This is a genomic window from Microbacterium sp. NPDC090003, from assembly GCF_044748385.1.
Lineage (GTDB): Bacteria > Actinomycetota > Actinomycetes > Actinomycetales > Microbacteriaceae > Microbacterium.
On the sequence record NZ_JBIVFW010000001.1, the window covers coordinates 1,039,838 to 1,054,626 of the forward strand.

15 protein-coding genes and 1 tRNA gene are annotated in these 14,789 nt (G+C 69.1%); 7 read left to right on the forward strand and 9 right to left on the reverse strand.

Annotated features, from left to right (window positions below; genetic code table 11):
- Positions 1-29 precede the first annotated feature (29 nt).
- The 3 genes from ACIPVN_RS05120 to ACIPVN_RS05130 all read right to left on the reverse strand — a co-directional run bounded on the left by ACIPVN_RS05120 (position 30) and on the right by ACIPVN_RS05130 (position 3,535).
- Complete coding sequence (locus ACIPVN_RS05120) at positions 30-1,412, reverse strand: PhoH family protein (RefSeq protein WP_400440328.1); 1,383 nt, start codon at positions 1,410-1,412, stop codon at positions 30-32.
- A gap of 158 nt (positions 1,413-1,570) precedes the next feature.
- Positions 1,571-2,701 carry an aminotransferase class V-fold PLP-dependent enzyme gene (locus tag ACIPVN_RS05125; protein WP_400440331.1) on the reverse strand — a complete coding sequence of 377 codons (1,131 nt, stop codon included), beginning with the start codon at positions 2,699-2,701 and terminating at the stop codon, positions 1,571-1,573.
- A 54-nt stretch (positions 2,702-2,755) separates the two neighbouring features.
- On the reverse strand, positions 2,756-3,535 hold the full coding sequence (locus ACIPVN_RS05130; RefSeq protein WP_400440334.1) for an isoprenyl transferase: 780 nt from the start codon (positions 3,533-3,535) through the stop codon (positions 2,756-2,758).
- A 144-nt stretch (positions 3,536-3,679) separates the two neighbouring features.
- Between ACIPVN_RS05130 and ACIPVN_RS05135 the strand changes: the two genes are divergently transcribed.
- Complete coding sequence (locus ACIPVN_RS05135; protein ID WP_400443312.1) at positions 3,680-4,366, forward strand: hemolysin III family protein; 687 nt, start codon at positions 3,680-3,682, stop codon at positions 4,364-4,366.
- A gap of 4 nt (positions 4,367-4,370) precedes the next feature.
- On the opposite strand, the gene ACIPVN_RS05140 is transcribed toward ACIPVN_RS05135, so the two are convergent.
- Positions 4,371-4,670, reverse strand: coding sequence for a hypothetical protein (locus ACIPVN_RS05140; protein WP_247623015.1), 300 nt, complete (start codon positions 4,668-4,670; stop codon positions 4,371-4,373).
- A gap of 68 nt (positions 4,671-4,738) precedes the next feature.
- Between ACIPVN_RS05140 and ACIPVN_RS05145 the strand changes: the two genes are divergently transcribed.
- Together ACIPVN_RS05145 and greA are read left to right on the forward strand one after the other, a co-directional pair.
- Complete coding sequence (locus ACIPVN_RS05145; protein WP_391477240.1) at positions 4,739-5,125, forward strand: DUF4307 domain-containing protein; 387 nt, start codon at positions 4,739-4,741, stop codon at positions 5,123-5,125.
- A 96-nt stretch (positions 5,126-5,221) separates the two neighbouring features.
- Positions 5,222-5,710: a transcription elongation factor GreA gene (gene greA, locus ACIPVN_RS05150; protein WP_400440338.1), complete on the forward strand. Its 489-nt coding sequence runs from the start codon at positions 5,222-5,224 to the stop codon at positions 5,708-5,710.
- Between the two features lie 59 nt (positions 5,711-5,769).
- Here the strand turns inward: greA and ilvA are convergent, their stop codons facing one another.
- Positions 5,770-6,999: a threonine ammonia-lyase gene (gene ilvA, locus ACIPVN_RS05155; RefSeq protein ID WP_400440340.1), complete on the reverse strand. Its 1,230-nt coding sequence runs from the start codon at positions 6,997-6,999 to the stop codon at positions 5,770-5,772.
- Positions 6,996-8,192 carry an AI-2E family transporter gene (locus tag ACIPVN_RS05160; RefSeq protein WP_400440343.1) on the reverse strand — a complete coding sequence of 399 codons (1,197 nt, stop codon included), beginning with the start codon at positions 8,190-8,192 and terminating at the stop codon, positions 6,996-6,998. Before ACIPVN_RS05160 ends, ilvA begins: the two co-directional genes overlap by 4 nt.
- Positions 8,193-8,289: 97 nt before the next feature.
- On the opposite strand from ACIPVN_RS05160, the gene ACIPVN_RS05165 reads away from it, so the two are divergent.
- Both ACIPVN_RS05165 and ACIPVN_RS05170 read left to right on the forward strand, forming a co-directional pair.
- On the forward strand, positions 8,290-9,546 hold the full coding sequence (locus ACIPVN_RS05165) for a winged helix-turn-helix domain-containing protein (RefSeq protein ID WP_400440346.1): 1,257 nt from the start codon (positions 8,290-8,292) through the stop codon (positions 9,544-9,546).
- Positions 9,543-10,496: a hypothetical protein gene (locus tag ACIPVN_RS05170; protein WP_400440349.1), complete on the forward strand. Its 954-nt coding sequence runs from the start codon at positions 9,543-9,545 to the stop codon at positions 10,494-10,496. Before ACIPVN_RS05165 ends, ACIPVN_RS05170 begins: the two co-directional genes overlap by 4 nt.
- Before the next feature lie 33 nt (positions 10,497-10,529).
- Here ACIPVN_RS05170 and ACIPVN_RS05175 read toward each other — a convergent pair whose 3' ends face one another.
- The 3 genes from ACIPVN_RS05175 to ACIPVN_RS05185 all read right to left on the reverse strand — a co-directional run bounded on the left by ACIPVN_RS05175 (position 10,530) and on the right by ACIPVN_RS05185 (position 13,745).
- The gene (locus ACIPVN_RS05175) at positions 10,530-11,096 is read right to left on the reverse strand and encodes a LemA family protein (protein WP_247623022.1); all 567 of its coding nucleotides are present in this window, start codon (positions 11,094-11,096) and stop codon (positions 10,530-10,532) included.
- Between the two features lie 91 nt (positions 11,097-11,187).
- A complete protein-coding gene (locus ACIPVN_RS05180; RefSeq protein WP_400440352.1) occupies positions 11,188-12,501 on the reverse strand; it encodes a D-arabinono-1,4-lactone oxidase in 1,314 nt (437 codons plus the stop codon).
- Positions 12,498-13,745 (reverse strand): alanine racemase, encoded by a 1,248-nt coding sequence (locus ACIPVN_RS05185; RefSeq protein WP_400440355.1) that lies wholly within the window; start codon positions 13,743-13,745, stop codon positions 12,498-12,500. The genes ACIPVN_RS05180 and ACIPVN_RS05185 overlap by 4 nt, the downstream gene beginning before the upstream one ends.
- Positions 13,746-13,833: 88 nt before the next feature.
- Here ACIPVN_RS05185 and ACIPVN_RS05190 point away from each other — a divergent pair.
- A tRNA-Leu gene (locus tag ACIPVN_RS05190) sits at positions 13,834-13,906 on the forward strand.
- A gap of 55 nt (positions 13,907-13,961) precedes the next feature.
- The gene (locus ACIPVN_RS05195) at positions 13,962-14,777 is read left to right on the forward strand and encodes a hypothetical protein (protein WP_400440358.1); all 816 of its coding nucleotides are present in this window, start codon (positions 13,962-13,964) and stop codon (positions 14,775-14,777) included.
- Positions 14,778-14,789: the final 12 nt, after the last annotated feature.

Genomic DNA, 14,789 nt, shown 5'->3' on the forward strand with positions numbered 1-14,789 from the left:
GGAACGCCGTAGCGCTCCCGGACCAACCGCTAGCTCAGCTCGCCACCCTCGAGGAGTTCGGTGACCAGGGCCGCGATAGCGGATCGCTCGGAGCGCATGAGCGTGACGTGCGCGAACAGGTCGTGCCCCTTGAGGGTCTCGATCACGCTGGCGATGCCGTCGTGACGCCCGACGCGGAGGTTGTCGCGCTGACCGACGTCGTGCGTGAGGATGACCCGCGAGTTCTGCCCCATGCGGCTGAGCACCGTGAGCAGCACGTTGCGCTCGAGGGACTGGGCCTCGTCGACGATCACGAAGGCGTCGTGCAGCGAGCGGCCGCGGATGTGCGTGAGCGGCAGGACTTCGAGGATGCCTCGTTCGACGACCTCCTCCATCACGTTGCCCGAGACCACCGAGCCGAGGGTGTCGAAGACCGCCTGGCCCCAGGGACCCATCTTCTCGCCCTGGTCGCCGGGGAGGTAGCCGAGCTCCTGCCCGCCCACCGCGAACAGCGGACGGAAGACGATGATCTTCTTCTGCTGCTGCCGCTCCAGCACGGCCTCCAGCCCGGCGCAGAGCGCCAGGGCCGACTTGCCGGTGCCCGCACGACCACCCAGCGAGACGATGCCGACGTCGGGGTCGGTGAGCAGGTCGATGGCGATCCGCTGTTCGGCCGAGCGCCCGTGCATCCCGAAGATGTCACGGTCGCCGCGGACCAGCTTGTACTCGCCCTCCCCGGTCACGCGCCCGAGGGCGGACCCCCGCTCGGAGTGGATGATGAGGCCGGTGTTCACCGGAAGACCGCGGGCCTCCTCGCTGATACCGACCTCGCTCTCGTAGAGGTCGCTGATGTCGTCGCCCGAGAGGTTCAGGGTCGAGATACCGGTCCAGCCCGAGTCGATCGCCTGCTCGGCGAGGTACTCCTCGGCACGGAGACCGAGCGACGCCGCCTTCACCCGCATGGGCAGGTCCTTCGAGACGATCGTGACGTCCTGACCGTCCTGGGCCAGATGCATCGCGACCGACAGGATGCGGGTGTCGTTGTCGCTGAGGCGGATCCCGGCAGGGAGCACCGAGGAGTCGGTGTTCGCGAGCTCCACCCGGAGCGTGCCGCCCTCGCCGACCTCGACCGGGAAGTCGAGACGTCCATGCTCGATCCGCAGATCGTCGAGGTGCCGGAGTGCCTGTCGGGCGAAGTATCCGATCTCGGGGTCGTGACGCTTGCCCTCGAGCTCGGTGATCACGACCACCGGGAGCACGACGGAATGCTCGGCGAATCGGAAGAACGCCTGTGGATCGCTCAGCAGAACCGAGGTGTCGAGGACGTAGGTGCGGAGATCCTGGTCCGGATCCGATGACGACGCCCGTCGATCCGACTGACGGGTGGACTGCTGCGCGGTGCTGGTGGACTGCTGCGCTGAACGTGTGGTCACGACCCACTCCCGACCCGGGGAATCCCGGCTATTCGAACGAGTCGACCAGGGGGTCACGAGTCGCTTGCCTGTGGCCGACCCGATCGGGCACCATGCCCGATGCCTTGAAGGTACGACCAGCCGCCGACATTTCCTCGGCTCGACACGCCAGCGATATGTTACGCGATGGTGAACGTCTCGTTGCCGAATCCGGCGAGCGCGTCGTCGAGCATCCGGAGGGTCTCGTCGTCGGTGCCGGCGTGCGGCGCGACCCGCACCGCCGATCCGCGAGCGGTCACCACGAGCCCTGCGTTGGCGAGGGCGGCTGCGAGGCGGGCCGGCTCCTCCGGCGCGAGGGCGACGATCCCCGCGCGCCGCTCGCGCTCGCGCGGCGAGACGACCGTGATGCCGTGGCGGTCGGCGATCTCGATGACCGCGTCGACGCGGCCCGCGAGATGTTCCTCGATCGCCGCGATCCCGGCGTCGCGCATGGTGCGCGCGCCGACGGCCAGGCGACCCGCCGCGAGCGTGTCGGGACCGCTGGTCGTGAAGGCGCGAGCGGATGCCGCGGGCGCAGGGCGCTCGTCGACCGCGAGTCCCTCCCCCTCGGTGCCGGTGATCCCGCTGAGCACCGGGGCGATGCGCTCGCGCGCCAGCTCTGAGAATCGGGCGAAACCGGTGCCGCGCGCGGCGCGCAGCCACTTGTAGCCGTGGCCCACGACCACATCGGCCACGCGGAAGTCGGTATCGACGATACCGAAGGACTGCACGGCGTCGACGATGAGCAATCGGTCCGGGCCGATCACCTCCCGCAGCGCCGCGAGGTCGGCACGGTATCCCGTGCGGAAGTCGACATGGCTCACGGCGAGGGCGGTGACATCGTCGTCGAGCGCCTCCGCGACGGCATCCGGGGTCACGCGGCCGCCGGCCGGGTCGATCCATCGCGGCACGACGGCGCCCTGCGAGAAGGCCGCTGCGCGGTCGAGGGTGAGACTGACGCTGGGGAACTCCGCGGCCGAGGCGATCACGGTACCCCGCGCGCCGTAGAGCGCCTGTGCGAGTCCCTGGGTCGACGACGGCTGCACCGTCACGTCCTCGGCATCCGCCTGCAGGATGTCGGCGACGGCCTCGCGCGCCTGCGCCACCCGCTCCGCGACGAGCGCGAGCGAGGCGGGGCGTCCGCTGCCGAGGAGGTCGGCGTCGGCGAAGACCTCCTCGCGCACCGATGGCGACAGCGGTCCGAACGCGGCCCAGTTGAGATAACCGGGTTCGACGTCGAACGTGGCCAGGTAGTCGTGGATGGTGCTCACCGAGCAAGTCTGGCACGATGCCGGCGCGCTGACGACTCCCGCGCGGGCGCCTCGTCAACGTCCGAAGCGGCGGTCCCGATCCGCGAAGTCCCGCATCGCTCGGAGGAAGTCGACCTCGCGCAGGTCCGGTCCGAGAGCCTCGACGAAGTAGAACTCGCTGTGGGCGCTCTGCCACAGGAGGAAATCGCTGAGGCGCTGCTCGCCGCTCGTGCGGATCACGAGGTCGGGATCCGGTTGTCCTCCGGTGTAGAGGTGCTCCCCGATCATCTCCGGCGTGAGTTGCGCCGCGAGGTCCTCCATCGTGCCGCCCGACGCCTCGTGCGTCACCAGGATGCTGCGCACGGCGTCGACGATCTCGTTCCGGCCGCCGTAGCCGACGGCCAGGTTGACGTGAAGTCCGGTGTGGTCCTTCGTGCGCTCCTCTGCATCCGCGAGGACCCGGGCGAGATCCGTCGGAAGGATGTCGGAGCGCCCGACGTGCTTGACGCGCCAGTTGCCCTCCCACGACAGGCCTTCGGCGAGATCGGCGATGATCTCGATCAGGTCCGCCAGCTCGGCGGAGTCGCGCTTGAGGAGGTTGTCGCTCGAGAGGAGGTACAGCGAGACCACGCGCACACCGAGTTCGTCGCACCAGCCGAGGAACTCGCGCATCTTGATCGCACCGGCGCGATGTCCGTGTGCGGCCGTGGCGTAGCCGAGCTGTCGCGCCCATCGACGATTGCCGTCGATCATCATCGCGATGTGGTGCGGAACCGACGCCGGATCGAGGCGGCGGCGCAGCCGGTTGCTGTAGAGCCGGTACAGCGGCCCACGCCCCTGGTTCTCCCCTGACATCACCTTCCTACGCTACAGCGTCCTCCTCTTGACCGCCGGTGCGGATGCTGTGGACATGTACGGCCGCCGGAATGCCACCACGCATAAAATGTGCACGTGAGCACTCCCGAAGACTCCGGCCCCGACCTCCCCCAGCTGCCCCTCATGGAGGCTGCTGCAGCCGATGCCGTGGTCGAGGTCAAGCCCACCTGGCGCGGGTGGGTCCACGCCGGCACCTTCCCCGTGGCGATCGCCGCGGGCATCGTGCTCATCGTGCTCTCGGAGGGAGCGCCCGCCAAGTGGGCCGCCGCGGTGTTCATGGCGTCGTCGTTGCTGCTCTTCGGCAACTCCGCCCTCTATCACCGTTTCGACTGGGGACCACGCACCAAGATCGTGCTCAAGCGCATCGATCACGCGAACATCCTGCTGCTGATCGCCGGCACCTACACACCGCTCGCGACACTGGCCCTCCCGCCGGAGAAGGGAACACTGCTGCTCTTCCTGGTCTGGGGCGGCGCCCTGCTCGGGATCCTGTTCCGGGTGTTCTGGATCCACGCCCCGCGGTGGCTGTACGTCGCCCTCTACCTGCTGCTGGGCTGGGCCGCCGTGATGTACATCGTCGACCTGCTCGAGGCCAACGTCGCCATGATGGTGCTCGTGATCGTGGGCGGACTGCTCTACACCGGCGGAGCGATCGTCTACGCGCTCAAGAAGCCGAACCCGTGGCCCGGGCACTTCGGCTTCCACGAGATCTTCCACGTGTGCACGGTGCTGGCGTTCCTCTGCCACTGGACGGCGTGCCTGCTGATCGCCCTCGCCCCGTTGTCGCCCTCGCTCGGCGTACCCGCCTGATCCGTCAGGCCGGGCGCGGACCGTCGTCTGCGGGGTCGTCGTCGCCCTCGCGCACGATCGGCAGGTCGGCATCCGTCTCGGTCGCCTCATCGGCGGCGCGCGCGGCCTCTTCGGCATCGAGCTCGTCGCGCACCTCCTCGCGGTATCGCACACGACGGATACGGCGATTCATGTCCCAGATCAGCAGGATGACGGCGATCAGGACGACGACGATCGCCGCGAACCCGACGAAGCCGGGGGTGACGGACTCCGGATCGACGGTCATCGTGGGCGTCGGCATCGGGGTCTCGGACAGAGCGAGCATGAATCGGCCTTTCGTACGCAGGTCGCATAACCTGGTATCACCAGCCTAACGATCGGGAGACCTGCAGCGTGACGACCCCAGAGCAGCTCGACGAACGCTACGGCCGCACCCGCAGGCGACGCACCCCCTGGATCATCGCCGGAATCGTCGCGATCCTGCTCGTCGGCGGCTACGGCTGGGGCATCGTGGCGCAGTCGATGAACCAGGTCGACGCCGACGATCTGGGATACACCCTGGTCGACGAACACAGCGTCGACGTGCGGTTCCAGATCACCGGCGTGCAGGGCAAGGACGTGGTCTGCATCGTCGAGGCCCTCGACGAGGAGTTCGGCGTGGTCGGGTGGAAGGTCGTCGAGATACCGGCCGGCGACAGCCACGCGCAGGCCCTCGCCGCCACCATCCCCACCGTGGCCGAGGCCACGACAGGTTTGGTGAACACCTGCTGGGTCGCTTAGACTCGACGCAGAACGACGACGCCCTGGCAAGTGCCGGGGCGTCTTGGCATATCCCCCGCCGCGAGCGGGAGCGATACCGAAAGAAGGAGCTTCGTCATGTCCACGGACGCTCAGGTTCCCTTCCTCACGCAGGAAGCCTACGACCGGCTCGTCGCCGAACTCGAGAACCTCTCCACCACGGGCCGCGACGAGATCGCGAAGCGCATCGAGGCCGCCCGCGAAGAGGGCGATCTCAAGGAGAACGGCGGCTACCACGCCGCGAAGGACGAACAGGGCAAGCAGGAGGCGCGCATCCGCACGCTCGAGAACCTGCTCAAGACCGCCAAGGTCGGCGAAGCGCCCGCCAGCCGCGGTGTCGTCGAACCCGGCACGGTCGTCACGGCGCTCGTCGCCGGCGGCGAAGAGGTCTTCCTCCTCGGCAGCCGCGAGATCGCGGTCGGCAGCGACCTCGACGTGTACAGCGAGGCCAGCCCGCTCGGGCAGGCCATCCTCGGTCTGAAGGTCGGCGAGAAGTCGTCGTACGAGGCTCCCAACGGACGCTCGATCTCGGTCGAGATCGTCAACGTCGAGACATACGCCGGCTGACGCCCCTCACGAAGAACGCCCCTCGGCCTGTCGGCACGAGGGGCGTTCTTCGTTCGATGTCAGTCCGGAACGACGAGGGGCTCGAAGCCCTCGCGGCGGAGCGTGTCGAGCGTGTGCTCGGAGTGCTCGGGGCCGCGGGTCTCGACGCTGAGTTCGAGGATCACGTCGCTGATCTGCAGGCCGTGCCCGTGACGGGTGTGCATCGCCTCGATGACGTTCGCTCCGGCCTCGGCGATGAGCTCCGAGACGCGCGCGAGCTGGCCGGGACGATCCGGAAGAGGGATGCGGATGGTCAGGTAGCGGCCGGAGGCGGCGAGACCGTGCGAGACCACGCGCTGGAGCAGGAGCGGATCGATGTTCCCTCCCGACAGCACCGCCATCGTCGTGCCCGTCGCCTCGATCTTCCCCGACAGGATCGCGGCGACTCCCGCCGCGCCCGCGGGCTCGACGACGACCTTCGCCTGCTCGAGGAGGATCAGGATCGCCCGGGCCAGATCGTCGTCCGAGACCGTGACGACCTCATCGACGAGGTCCTTGATGATGTCGAACGGGATCGCCCCGGGGCGGGCGACGAGGATGCCGTCGGCGATGGTCGGCCGCGTCTCGATGTCGACAGGGTGACCGGCCGCGAGGGACGGCGGCACGGCCGCCGCGTTCTCGGCCTGAACGCCGATGATGCGCACGTCGCGGCCGAGTTCGGCGGCGCGCGCCTTGACCGCCGCGGCCACGCCGGCGATGAGCCCTCCCCCGCCGATGCCGAGTACGATCGTGTCGACCTCGGGAGCGTCGGCGAGCAGCTCGAGGCCCAGCGTGCCCTGGCCGATCACCACGTCGCGGTGATCGAACGGAGGGATGAGCACCGCTCCGGTCCGCTCGGAGAACTCCGCGGCCAATCGCAGCGAGGTCGCGACGGTCTCCCCCTCGAGCACGACCTCGGCACCGTATCCGCGCGTGGCGAGCAGCTTGGGCACCGGCACGCCCAGAGGCATGAAGATCGTCGCCGGGATGCCCAGCGCCTGGGCCGCGAGCGCGACGCCCTGGGCGTGGTTGCCGGCGGATGCCGCGACCACACCGCGAGAGCGCTCTTCGGCGCTCAGCCGTGACAGACGGTAGGCCGCGCCACGGATCTTGAAGGAGCCGGTGCGCTGCAGGTTCTCCATCTTCAGGAGCACCGGGGCGCCGAGGATGTCGGACAGCGCGCGAGAGGGCAGCGTGGGCGTGTGCGAGATCACCTCAGCCAGACTCTGAGCTGCGTGCTCGAACTCGGTCAGGCTGGGGACTGCGCTCATCGATTTCTCCGTCTCCGCTGTCGCGGTACTGTGCTCCAGATCAGATCTGCGTCTGGTTGGTCTCCCGTGCGCCACGACCCGGTGCTGACGGTCACGGCGGCCACGTTCACGAATGCGGCCAGCGGCACGGCGAACAGCGCGCCGGGGATGCCGCCGATCATGGATCCTCCGGCCACCACCAGCACGACCGCCAGGGGGTGCACCTTCACGGCGGACCCCATGAGGATCGGCTGCAGGACATGGCCCTCGAGCTGCTGGACCCCGAGCACGACGATGAGCATCGCGAGGGCGATCCACGGACCGTTGTAGACGAGGGCGAGCAGCACCGCGATCGCGCCGGTGACGACGGCACCGACGATCGGGATGAACGAACCGAGGAACACGAGAACCGCGACCGGGAGGGCGAGGGGAACGCCGAGGAGGGCCGCTCCGGTGCCGATGCCGACGGCGTCGATCGCGGCGACGAGCAGCTGAGTGCGTGCGTAGTTGACGATCGTCGACCAGCCGTTGTGAGCCGCGCTGTCGGCGGCGGGACGCGCTTTACGCGGGAAGAGACGGAGCGTCCATCGCCAGATCCCCGCTCCGTCGGCCAGCAGGCAGATGAGGATGAACAGCGACAGGACGGCGCCGGTCACGACATGAGCGGCCGTGGTTCCGACGGCGAGAGCCCCGTTGAGGAGGAGCTGGGCCTGCTCGTTGACGAGTTCGAAGCCCTGATCGATGTAGCCCTGGATCTGCTTGTCGGTCAGGTGCAGCGGGCCGTCGAGGAGGAACTGCCGGAACTGCTCGACCGCGGCCCCCGTGCGCGCCTGCACATCCGGGAGCTGGGCGCGGATCTGCCAGATCACGAGCCACAGCAGCGTCGATACGATCGCGATCGTGCCGAGGATCGAGATCGCGACGGCGAGCCACCGCGGGAACCGGTGCCGCAGCATCCACTCGAACGCCGGCCACAGCAGAGCGGTGATGAGGATGCCGACCATGAGCGGGATCACGAGCAGCTTGAGCTGGATGACGATCCAGATGAATCCCGCCACGACCGCGGCGATCAGCAGCAGACGCCACGCGTAGCCCGCCGTGATCCGCAACGGGAGGGGCACCGCCTCCTCCGCCTCGGTCGTCACCGTCCGGTCGGTCGAGACCGGGCGCGGACGCAGGAGATCCCTCAACCGCGGTCGCTGCTCGTCGCTCATCGCCCAAGTCTACGGCGATGCCGTATGCCGTCACGCGCATCCTTCGGCGGCCCGTCACGAGCCTGCGATGTCGGCGACCGGGGCTACGCTTTCCGACGTGACCGAAACCCTCAGCACCGCCCAGGCGCGGCGCATCGCCCTCGCCGCTCAGGGGTTCACGCGCGCGCGCCCGAGGGAGGTCTCCTCTCGGCACGTGCACCGGGCGATGGAGCGGCTCGGTGTGCTGCAGATCGACTCCGTGAACGTCTTCGCCCGGTCGCACTACATGCCCCTGTTCTCCCGTCTGGGAGCCTACGATCCGGCCCTCCTCGACCGCGTGTTCCTCTCCCGGACCACCCACTACGTCGAGTACCTCGCCCACGAGGCGACGTTCATCCCGATCGAGGACTGGCCCCTCTGGCGGTTCCGGATGGATGACTTCCGCCGTCGTTGGTCGGGCGACGAGTCGTGGATGAGCCAGAACGCCCGAACCCTCGCGTGGGTGCAGGACGAACTGCGCGCGCGAGGTCCGCTGCGCCCGGTGGACCTGCGCGACGACGCGCCCCGCGAGCGAGGCACGTGGTGGGACTGGGACGACGTCAAGCTCGCTCTCGAACACCTGTGGCGCACGGGCGACGTGGCGATCAGCGGCCGCAAGGGATTCGAGCGCACCTATGCACTCGCCGAGCACGTGATCCCCGCAGACGTGCGCGAGCGGACCATTCCCCGCTCCGATGCGATCCGCGAACTCGTGCGCCGCGCCGCACGTTCGTCCGGCGTCGCGACGCAGTCCGATCTCGCCGATTACTACCGCATCCGCGACCGCGCCGCGGTGTCCCAGGCGATCTCCGATCTCTCCGATGCCGGGGAGATCCTCCCCGTGCGGGTTCGCGGCTGGGAGCGCGGCGGGCGCCCCCTCCCCGCCTGGCGGCATCGGGACAGCGTCCTCCCGCGCGCCGTCGGGAACGCCGCGCTGCTCACCCCGTTCGATCCTGTCGTGTGGTTCCGCGATCGAGCACTGCGCACCTTCGATCTCGACTACCGCATCGAGATCTACGTCCCTGCCGAGAAACGTCGCTACGGCTACTACTCGTTGCCCGTGCTCGTCGGCGACCGCATCGTGGCCCGCGTCGATCTCAAGGCCGACCGTTCCACCTCTACGCTGCAAGTGCAGTCCGCCTGGTGGGAGCCGCAGGCGCGATCCGCAGACTCCGAGCCGATCGCCCGCGAACTCGCTCTCGCCGCCGCCTGGCAGGGACTCGAGCACATTTCGGTGTCGGGATGGGGCGACGCGTCCGACGCGATCCACGGAGCGTTGCACGCCCTCGGCGGCGTGGTTCGCCGGCACGTCCACGCACGGGAGGCCGCCGGATGACCGTCCGGAGCGCGACGAATCCGCACCCGCGCGCGCGGCGCGGGAGCACTCGACCCTGGGCGTGGCTCGTCGTCGCGATGATCGCGGTGCTGCTGGTCGTCGCGGTCATCGTGATCTGGCAGGCGCAGTCGCGGGCGGGTTCTGCCGACGAGGCCGCGCGCGCGTATCTTCGGGCGCTCGAATCCGGCGATGCCGCAGCGGTGCGGGACACCGGGATCGACCTCTCGGACGAAGCGCTGCAGGCTTTCGACGACGCCGATTCGGTCGTCTCCGAGGCCACCGTGATCTCGGTCGACGAGAAGGGATCGAACGCGACGGCACACGTGTCTTTCACGCTGGGAGGCGCCGAGCACGACGCCGACCTCGCGCTCGTCCGTTCCGACGGCCGCTGGGTCCCGGACGGCTCGGGTCTCGCCGAGGTGACGGTCTCGACGACCGCGGGCACGGCCGTCTCGATCGGAGATACCGTGCTCGATGTCTCGACAGCGCTCGCGCTCGTCCCCGCCGTCTACACGGTCGCGGCTGCACCGGCCGCGTACCTCACGGGGTCGGTGCACGTCGTGGCGCTTCCGGGGGCGGCTGACGAGGTCGAGGTCGAGACCTCGCTGCGGCCCGAGACGACGGCGGCGGCGCAGCAGCGACTCGACGCGCTCCTCGAGGCATGCGCGAAGGAAACGGCCCTCCCCGCGGACGGCTGCGGCATCCGTATCCCCTGGGGCACCGAGTTCCGCACGGTCGACGATGCCGCGTTCCGCATCGATACGATGCCGACGGTTGCACTGGCAGACGACGGTACGAGCTTCACGGCGAGCGGCGGGAAACTCGTGGCGACCCTCACCGGCACCGCTCGCGGCGGCGGCTCACGCACGACCACCTATCGCAGCGAGAACTGGGCGGTGCGGGGAGACGTGACGTTCGCCGGAAACGAGATGACCCTCACCGTGTGGTGAGGGTCATTCACGAGAGCAGCAAGCGGAACGCGCTCAGAACTGGACGCGCGGCGGCTCGGAGATCGCTCCGCTGTCAGCGACCTCGAAGAACTCGCGCTCGGTGAATCCCAGGCCCTTGGCGAAGAGGTTGTTCGGGAACACCTTGATCTTGGTGTTGAGCTCGCGCACACCGCCGTTGTAGAACCGGCGCGCGGCCTGGATCTTGTCTTCGGTGTCGACGAGAGCCTGCTGCACCTGGAGGAAGTTCGTGCTGGCCTGCAGCTGCGGGTACGCCTCCGCAACGGCGAACAGGCTGCGCAACGCCTGCTGCAGGTGTCCCTCGGCGATGCCGGCGGCACCGGGTCCGCTCGCGGAGAGCGTCTCGGCGCGCGCACGGGTCACGTTCTCGAAGACGGCCTTCTCGTGCGAGGCGTAGCCCTTGACGGTCTCGATGAGGTTGGGGATGAGATCGGCTCGACGCTTGAGCTGGACGGTGATGCCGCTCCATGCCTCGTCGACGCGGACGTTCAACTGGACCAGAGAGTTGTACGTGGCCCACAGATAGATGCCGACCAGCAGAATCACGCCGACGATGATCAGTACCGGCACGAGCCATTCCATCAGAGGCCCACCCTTCCTCGTGTTTGTCTCATCCTATCCACCGCGCCTGCACGTGGACTGGGCGTGACGCATCTCCGACCTGTGAATGCTTTCAGGCTCCGAGAACGCGATCGAGATACCGGTTGCGGAAGAGCCGATCGGGGTCGAGCCGGTCGCGCAGCGCGACGAAGTCATCGAACCGGGGATACCTCGCACGCAGCTGATCGGCGTTCAGAGTGTGCAGCTTCCCCCAGTGCGGGCGCCCGTCGTGCTCGTGCATGATCTGCTCGACCGCCTCGAAGTACTCCGTCGGATCGGCCCGCCAGTAGCGGTGCACGGCGATGTATGCGCTGGCTCTCCCGTAGGCCGTCGACAACCAGCGGTCGTCCTCCGCCGCGAATCGCACCTCGAGCGGGAACTCGATGCGCCATCCGCGCTGGGTGATCAGTGCCTGCACGGCGCGGAAAACCGGCACGATCCGTTCCGCCGGCACGGCGTACTCCATCTCGCGGAAGCGCACGTTGCGCGACTGCGTGAGCACCCGGTGCGAGAGGTCGGTGTACTCCCGATCGCCGGTGAGCTTCACGGCGAGGCGGCTGAAAGGGGGTGTGACCGCCGGGACCACCTGACCCGCAGCGCACACCGCGCGGTAGACGCCGTTCGAGAGCAGCGACTCGTCGACCCACTTGCCGAAGAGAGGGAGAGGCTTGCGCACCGCCGACTCGTCGAGACGGGTCTGCCGTTTCGTGAGCGCGACGTCGGTGTGCGGGAACCAGTAGAACTCGAAGTGATCCGATGCTGCTGCGCGATCGTGCAGCGTCGCGAGCACGTCTGCCAGAGGGGCGGGAGCATCGACGGCGTGCAGCACGAAGGCGGGAACGCACTGCAGCGTCACCTCGACGAGGATGCCGAGCGCTCCGAGTCCGAGCGCGACGGCGGGGAGCAGATCGCTGTTCTGCTCGTGGTCGACACGGAGGAACTCGCCCGCGGCTGTCACCAGGGTGACGCCGACGACCTGCGCCGCGAGTCCCCCGAACCCGGTGCCCGTGCCGTGCGTTCCCGTGGAGATCGCCCCCGAGATCGACTGCCGATCGATGTCGCCCAGGTTCTCCATCGCGAGGCCGAACGGCGCGAGCAGACCGGGGATGCGGTGCAGACGTGTGCCGGCGAGCAGGGTCACCCGGCCGGTCTCGGCATCCGCCGACACCAGGCCCTGCAGATCGTCGAGTTCGAGCAGCACACCCGGGGCGACCGCGATCCCGGTGAAACTGTGCCCGGCGCCGACGGCTTTGATCGTCAGCCCCTGCGAGGCGGCGGCCACGACGGCGCGCTGCACCCCTTCGGGCGTGCGCGGACGCTCGACACGGACGGGCTTGACGGATGCCGACCGCCCCCAGTTCTGCCAGGTGCCGCCGATTCTCGTCACAGGAACGCCTTTCCTTCACCGCGATAGGTGGGCAGCTCGTCGACGATCTCGTCGCCCGAGACGAGCTGATAGCGATCGATGCGTTCCGCCGGCTCACCGCTCTTCGCGTGCCGGAACCAGACGCGGTCGCCGACGCCGAGCGAGACGGCAGCGGGGCCCTGGAGCGGTGTCTGCACCTCGCCCGCGGCCTCGCGCGGCAGGGTGCGCAGGCCCTCCGGCCACACCGGGCGGGGCTGACGGGAGGCGACGGGCGGACCCGACGCGATCCATCCCCCGCCGAGCACGGTGGCGATGTCGGCAGCGGGGCGTCGTACGACGTCGAACGCGAACGCGGACGCCGGCGCGGGCTGGAACGAGCGGTACCCGTCGAAGAGGTGACCGCCGAGGAGACCGCTCCCGGCACTCGCCTCGGTGAGCGACTCATCGCTCGCCGTGAACTCGAGCGAACCCGTGCCGCCGCCGTTGAGGAAATCGAGCGGAGCGACCTCGGCGACCGCCGAGACGATCGCGGCCCGCCGCTCGCGCAGCTCGGCGCGCGAACGCGCCTGGACGAGACGGATCAGCGGTGCATCCGACCCCGCGTCGTCGCCCTGCCCGGCGATCTGGGCGTCGTACATTTGCAACCCGACCAGCCGGAACCCGGGGCGCGCCGCCACCTCGCGGGCGAACGCCGCGACCTCGCCCGCGCTGAAGAGGGCCGAGCGGCGAACCCCGATATGACCGAGCACGGTCGAGCGCCACGACGCATCGACGTCGATCGCGACGCGGATCTCCGGCCGACGATCGGGGCCGGCGACGCTGTCGATGAAGTCCAGGTGCGCAGGGTCATCGACCATCAGGGTGATGCGTCGGGCCGCCTGCTCGTCGGCGAAGAGCCGCGCAAGTGCAGCCCGGTCGACCGTGGGATAGCCGATGACGATGTCGTCGTGCGTCTCGGCCAGCCACAGCGCCTCGGCGAGCGTGAAGGCGAGGATGCCCCGGTAGCCCGGAAGAGCCAGGACCGCGTCGAGCACGGCACGCACGCGCACCGACTTCGAGGCGACCCGGATCGGCAGGCCCCCCGCGCGAACGAGCATGTCCATCGCGTTGTAGCGAAGAGCGTCGCGATCGATCACGGCCACCGGGGCCGGCAGGTGCGCGGTCACGGCCGACAGACGCGACCAGTATCTCGCGGGGTCCTCCCACTCGGGGGACACCCCGGTGCGGTGCGGATCGGGGCTCAGTTCGGCTGTGAGGTCGAGCACTCCCCCACCCTACGGCTTCTCGGACTCAGGGTCACGGGTCGCGGGACCGGATCGCACGCGGAGGCTTCGATAGGCTGGCCACGACGGGGCCCCCGTAGCCCAATGGCAGAGGCAGGCGACTTAAAATCGCTTCAGTCTGGGTTCGAGTCCCAGCGGGGGCACTGCTCTTCCCGATGAGGCGCGACGCCTCCATCATCGGGTTGATACGGTCTGAGGGTGACCGCTTCTCCCGATGAGTCCGTCTCGGCCGATGCAGATCGTGGCCTGCGCAATGGCGGGAAGGGTGCGCCGCCGCGCATCGACCGCCCTCGGGTCTCCCTTCTCCGCCCCGTCATCGCGCTCGTGGCATGCGGACTCGGCAGCGGCGTCCTTCTCCTCTGGGCTCTGGATCCCTCGGCGAACGACGGCGCGGCAGCGTTCCTCACGATGGTGGGCGTACCGATGGTGGTCGTCGCGCTGACGATCCAGATGGTCGCGCACAATTCGCTGAAGCACCGACGGGTCCGGTTCGACTTCCTCTGGTGGCTGTTCGCCGTGCTGCCCGCCGGCCTGCTCGCGGCGTCCGTCCCCGCGATCCTCTCCGAGCCGGACTACTTCGGGTCGGCCTCGATCGGCGGCTCGCTCGGGGTCCTCGGCATGCAGGCCGTGCTGCTGCTGCTGGGATACGGATTCGGCGCGCTGCTGTGGTTCTTCATCGTCATGCCGCTCTTCCATCTCGTCGGCTCCGTCATCCGACTGGTGCGAGGCGAGAAGAATGCCGCCGCCGGACTCATCATGCCGCTGATCCTCCTCGCCCTGGGAACGGTGATCCTCGTGGGCGCCGGGGCTCTCGACCTCAGCGCCGCCCTTCCCGGGCGATTCGGATGGCCGCAGATCGCAATGGCACTGCTGGGCATCCCCGGCAGCTATCGGGTCGAATCTGAACTCGGTCTCTGGATCGTGCGTGGCCTCCTCGTGGCAGCCGCGCTGGTCTTCCTCGTTCCTTGGTGGACCGCCCGACGGTCGCGGAAGGCGACGCGCCGGGCGGAATGACCCGCCGCTGCG

Bases quoted from the DNA above. Each gene is read 5' to 3' on its own strand.
- ACIPVN_RS05130 (WP_400440334.1), bottom strand. From the start codon at position 3,535: ATGTCAGGGGAGAACCAGGGGCGTGGGCCGCTGTACCGGCTCTACAGC.
- ACIPVN_RS05135 (WP_400443312.1), top strand. From the start codon at position 3,680: ATGGAGGCTGCTGCAGCCGATGCCGTGGTCGAGGTCAAGCCCACCTGG.
- ACIPVN_RS05140 (WP_247623015.1), bottom strand. From the start codon at position 4,670: ATGCTCGCTCTGTCCGAGACCCCGATGCCGACGCCCACGATGACCGTC.
- greA (WP_400440338.1), top strand. From the start codon at position 5,222: ATGTCCACGGACGCTCAGGTTCCCTTCCTCACGCAGGAAGCCTACGAC.
- ilvA (WP_400440340.1), bottom strand. From the start codon at position 6,999: ATGAGCGCAGTCCCCAGCCTGACCGAGTTCGAGCACGCAGCTCAGAGT.
- ACIPVN_RS05160 (WP_400440343.1), bottom strand. From the start codon at position 8,192: ATGAGCGACGAGCAGCGACCGCGGTTGAGGGATCTCCTGCGTCCGCGC.
- ACIPVN_RS05170 (WP_400440349.1), top strand. From the start codon at position 9,543: ATGACCGTCCGGAGCGCGACGAATCCGCACCCGCGCGCGCGGCGCGGG.
- ACIPVN_RS05175 (WP_247623022.1), bottom strand. From the start codon at position 11,096: ATGGAATGGCTCGTGCCGGTACTGATCATCGTCGGCGTGATTCTGCTG.